Origin of the sequence: Bacteroides sp. DH3716P, assembly GCF_025914115.1 — a bacterium.
In the GTDB taxonomy this organism is placed as follows: domain Bacteria; phylum Bacteroidota; class Bacteroidia; order Bacteroidales; family Bacteroidaceae; genus Bacteroides; species Bacteroides ovatus.
Genome location: NZ_CP083673.1, coordinates 6,607,915 through 6,611,503 on the forward strand (window position 1 = coordinate 6,607,915; position 3,589 = coordinate 6,611,503).

At 48.1% G+C, this 3,589-nt stretch carries 4 protein-coding genes; 2 read left to right on the forward strand and 2 right to left on the reverse strand.

All coding sequences use genetic code 11. From position 1 onward, the window contains the following. The first annotated feature begins 200 nt into the window (after positions 1 to 200). Together KQP79_RS25675 and KQP79_RS25680 are read left to right on the forward strand one after the other, a co-directional pair. Positions 201 to 491 (forward strand): hypothetical protein, encoded by a 291-nt coding sequence (locus KQP79_RS25675; RefSeq protein ID WP_004319960.1) that lies wholly within the window; start codon positions 201 to 203, stop codon positions 489 to 491. 2 nt (positions 492 to 493) lie between these two features. After that, positions 494 to 865 carry a DUF2958 domain-containing protein gene (locus tag KQP79_RS25680; RefSeq protein ID WP_004319962.1) on the forward strand — a complete coding sequence of 124 codons (372 nt, stop codon included), beginning with the start codon at positions 494 to 496 and terminating at the stop codon, positions 863 to 865. Between the two features lie 401 nt (positions 866 to 1,266). On the opposite strand, the gene KQP79_RS25685 is transcribed toward KQP79_RS25680, so the two are convergent. Next, complete coding sequence (locus KQP79_RS25685; RefSeq protein WP_413541952.1) at positions 1,267 to 3,156, reverse strand: zincin-like metallopeptidase domain-containing protein; 1,890 nt, start codon at positions 3,154 to 3,156, stop codon at positions 1,267 to 1,269. Positions 3,157 to 3,161: 5 nt separating this feature from the next. Next, a partial coding sequence (locus KQP79_RS25690) for a hypothetical protein (RefSeq protein WP_264386599.1) occupies positions 3,162 to 3,589 on the reverse strand: 428 nt, incomplete at its 5' end.

Genomic DNA, 3,589 nt, shown 5'->3' on the forward strand with positions numbered 1-3,589 from the left:
AATGGCAACCGAACACACCAATTGAAAAATACAGGGAACTGCTTCCTGACAGATGGGAAAAGGCTAATGACTAAAAAGGGATCATTAGCTTTTTTATTTTAATACACTATATAGAATCGCGGAGACGCTTACATCTACAACGTCAGCAGTGAGCCAAACATCTATTATCAGGCAAGTATTTAACTCTTAATTCAAAGGATATGAACAACAGATTATCAGAAAACGAGAAGGCATTTATCGAGTGCTTCTCACGGTTCGTAAACGGTCAGATGGGTTCAGCCGCCAAGGTAGGCAATGCCCTTGCAGATGACCATCGCTATCTCATCAACGAAAAGGGCAAGGTGGTGTTTGCCTTCTTGGAACGCCTTGCCAACGACTATCAAAAAGGTCGTTATGACCAGCGTAACGAGTGGGTGTGCCGATTGGCAGCAGAGACCATCGAACACCTTGTTGAAAACAGAATGTATTACAGAACACTTAACAACGATTGACTATGGCAAGCAGATTGATTACACCCACGTTGGAGGAGAGACTGAAATCCTATCCTCTTTACTCACAGGACGGCAAAGGCAAGGATGCCGTTTGTGTGGCAATATTCTTCATCGGACACGTCCGTTGGTTCGTACTTGAAGGGCAACAGGAAGGTAACGACACCACGTTATTCATCATCGTATGCGGTCTGCATGAAACGGAGTATGGCTATACCTCCGTCAAAGAAATGGAGAGCGTAAAGGTGGATGGCTCCAAATATGGAGTGGACGAGATATTTCAAGTGGAGCAATTGGACGGTTTCAAGCCGGTGAAACTGAAGAGCATTCCAGACGAGAATTTACAGACTTTCCTGAATAGAATGGAAAAGAAGTGAACATCATATGATAACCCCCAAAGACAAAAGATAATGGACAGAAATCAACTTATCAGACATATCTGCCGCTGCATTAAACGAGACCGCTTTTGTTGGAGGAACTATCTTCAACCATCCTCTTACTATGGTCGAGAACTCGCAGTCACTCCGTTATTTTGCTCCTATGGGCAAATCGGGTATAGCATCTATTTCCCATATTCTAATTTGCCAAACATCGACTACGATTGGGAGACCAAAGAATTAACTGTTGATGACATAGATTGGAAAGAGTGGATAAGAGACTGTCAAAAGTAACTCCATAACCAAAGCAACCGCAGGGACAATACTCCTTGCGGCTGACTATTGTTAGTACCTACTATGAGTAGTAAAGCCTACGATTAGTATATACTACGATACTACTCTCATCTTCGGAAAGCGGACTTGGCAACGTGCTCCTCTTGTACCTCTTCCTTCTGGTACTCCTCCATGTCGAGCAGTTGCTCATACGCAGAGCTGATGTTTGCATCCATAGAATGGTCATGACTGAAAGGGAAGGAGTGTTTCACTGAGAGTCCTGCATTGGTCACAGTCCCCACATCCAGACTATCCTTATCCTTGTTATATTGCAGGTTCAGCAGACCGCCATTTGGCATCTGGAATATCGGCATCTTTCGTTGCGCCAATTCCGAAAACTCTTCGGCGGTCATCTCCCTCGCCACAGCCTTCACGTCCTCACTGGCACGTCCTATGCCATAGCGAGTGATNAATTCCGAAAACTCTTCGGCGGTCATCTCCCTCGCCACAGCCTTCACGTCCTCACTGGCACGTCCTATGCCATAGCGAGTGATATGGTCCCGTATCTCCTGTTCCGTATGCTTTAGGAACACCTCGTATGTGCCACCGACACTGCCATTATATACCACTGCAAAGTCCTTGTCCTCAATCAACAGGTCATCGCCTCTGTTCTGGCACGGCTTCCTGTAGGTCTGCTTCTCGTCCATGCCGTTACCGTCATAGTAATCCTTGGCAAGTTTCAGCAGTCCATCATAGTCTCCTCGATCTTTCAGCTTATCCAGTTCCGATGTGTCATCCGTTGATTGGAGATAGGCAACGGAAGCGTAATATACCTGCCCGGCATCCTTACTTCCCTCCATTTTCTCCTCATTACCGACATTTTCCGTCTGCTCAGCCTTTTTCTCCTGGTCTATCTCCATCGCAATCTTGTCGATATGCTGCGTGAGCATCGAGGTGGCTTTCTTCACATCGAGCAACGTGGTCTTGATGAACTGCGGCGACTCTTTCAGCGAATCCAGCCAAGACTTTAGATAGGCAGCCGAATCTCCCTTCAAGTGCTTCGTCATGCCATATCGCTGAGCGGTCAGCGCAGCCGTCAGTTCTGCCACCAGTTCCTCGCGTGCATACTCTGCCGAGCCGAAGGTAGCGGGCTTGATGCGGTCCAACTGTCCCTCCGCACCCGTTGAGTGTCCCATCTCGTGGAAAAGGTTCGAGTAGAAAGACTCCCCATCCTTGAACTGCCTTTTCTCCGGCATCACAATCTCGTTTTTGCTGATGGAGAAATAGGCGGAATCACCGAACATGGGTTTGATGGGACATATCCAACGGTTGTCCGCTATCATCCTATCCACGGGTTCAAAGGCAAACTGCTCGTCCTTCTCCACCTTAGGCATCGAGTATTCCTGTTCCAGTTTCTCCCAAAACTCTGGTCTGACCTCCTTCAGGTTGGTCTGCGACACATTGAATACATGGTAAGTCTGAAGCTTTGGATATACATTGTACTTTTCGCGCTCCTCCTGAGAGAGCAGTTTGTAGTCCTCCCACTTGATGTGCTCTTTTGTTTCCTTATTGACCACCGTAAACGTGGTGAGCATCACGGGGAAAGAATGCTCACCCTTCAATACCGACACACGAGGCTTCTGTTCCTCGTCTTTCTTGCCAGTTTTGTTAAACTGCTGTATGCGGTCGAAGGTACAGAAGCGAGGAATCTTGTAGCCCTCCTTCTCGCAATGCAGGAGTAGCATCATAGCGTTCATGCCATTATATTCTCGTCCGTTCAGATTTTTCGGCCATTGCAGCGTACCCTCAGTAAACCAGGGCTTTTTCCATCCGTCTTTGCCCGACAGCGACTGAATACGCTCAATCATCATATCGGCAAACAGGTCGAGTGCCTTGTCTTCGGCACTNCATCCGTCTTTGCCCGACAGCGACTGAATACGCTCAATCATCATATCGGCAAACAGGTCGAGTGCCTTGTCTTCGGCACTCGGACCTTCTTTAGTATAAGGTTTTCCCATAGTCATTAACCATTATAGGGCTGAGGAACATATTCGCTCATCTCCGACACTCGGCAGGAGAAGTCCAACTTGTCATTGAAGACACTGACAGACAACGCCCCTTTGATGTTCGCTTTCACACCCGGTTGCAGCCATGCCTCACGTTTGCCATCGAAGAGGAAGAAACTTACCCAGATGTATTCAAATCCGTCCTGTACTTTCTCTGCACTGAAAGCGGAGAACTGGCAGTACGGCACACCATTCTTGTCCGTCTTGTCCTCAATGCTCTTGCCCACCTTGCCGCGGAACTCCATCACGCCCTTGATGCAGTCCTCTGCCTCGGCAGGCTGGTGGCTGATGCTGCTTGCCGACAGGTTGAAATAAAGGGCATCGCCCCGTTTCCTCGGTACCAATACACCGACTACCTCAATGTGCTCGCCAATGTTGCAGCTGC

What these genes read in the sequence shown, in the direction of transcription:
- KQP79_RS25675 (WP_004319960.1), top strand. Translation starts at nt 201, where the DNA reads ATGAACAACAGATTATCAGAAAACGAGAAGGCATTTATCGAGTGCTTC.
- KQP79_RS25680 (WP_004319962.1), top strand. Translation starts at nt 494, where the DNA reads ATGGCAAGCAGATTGATTACACCCACGTTGGAGGAGAGACTGAAATCC.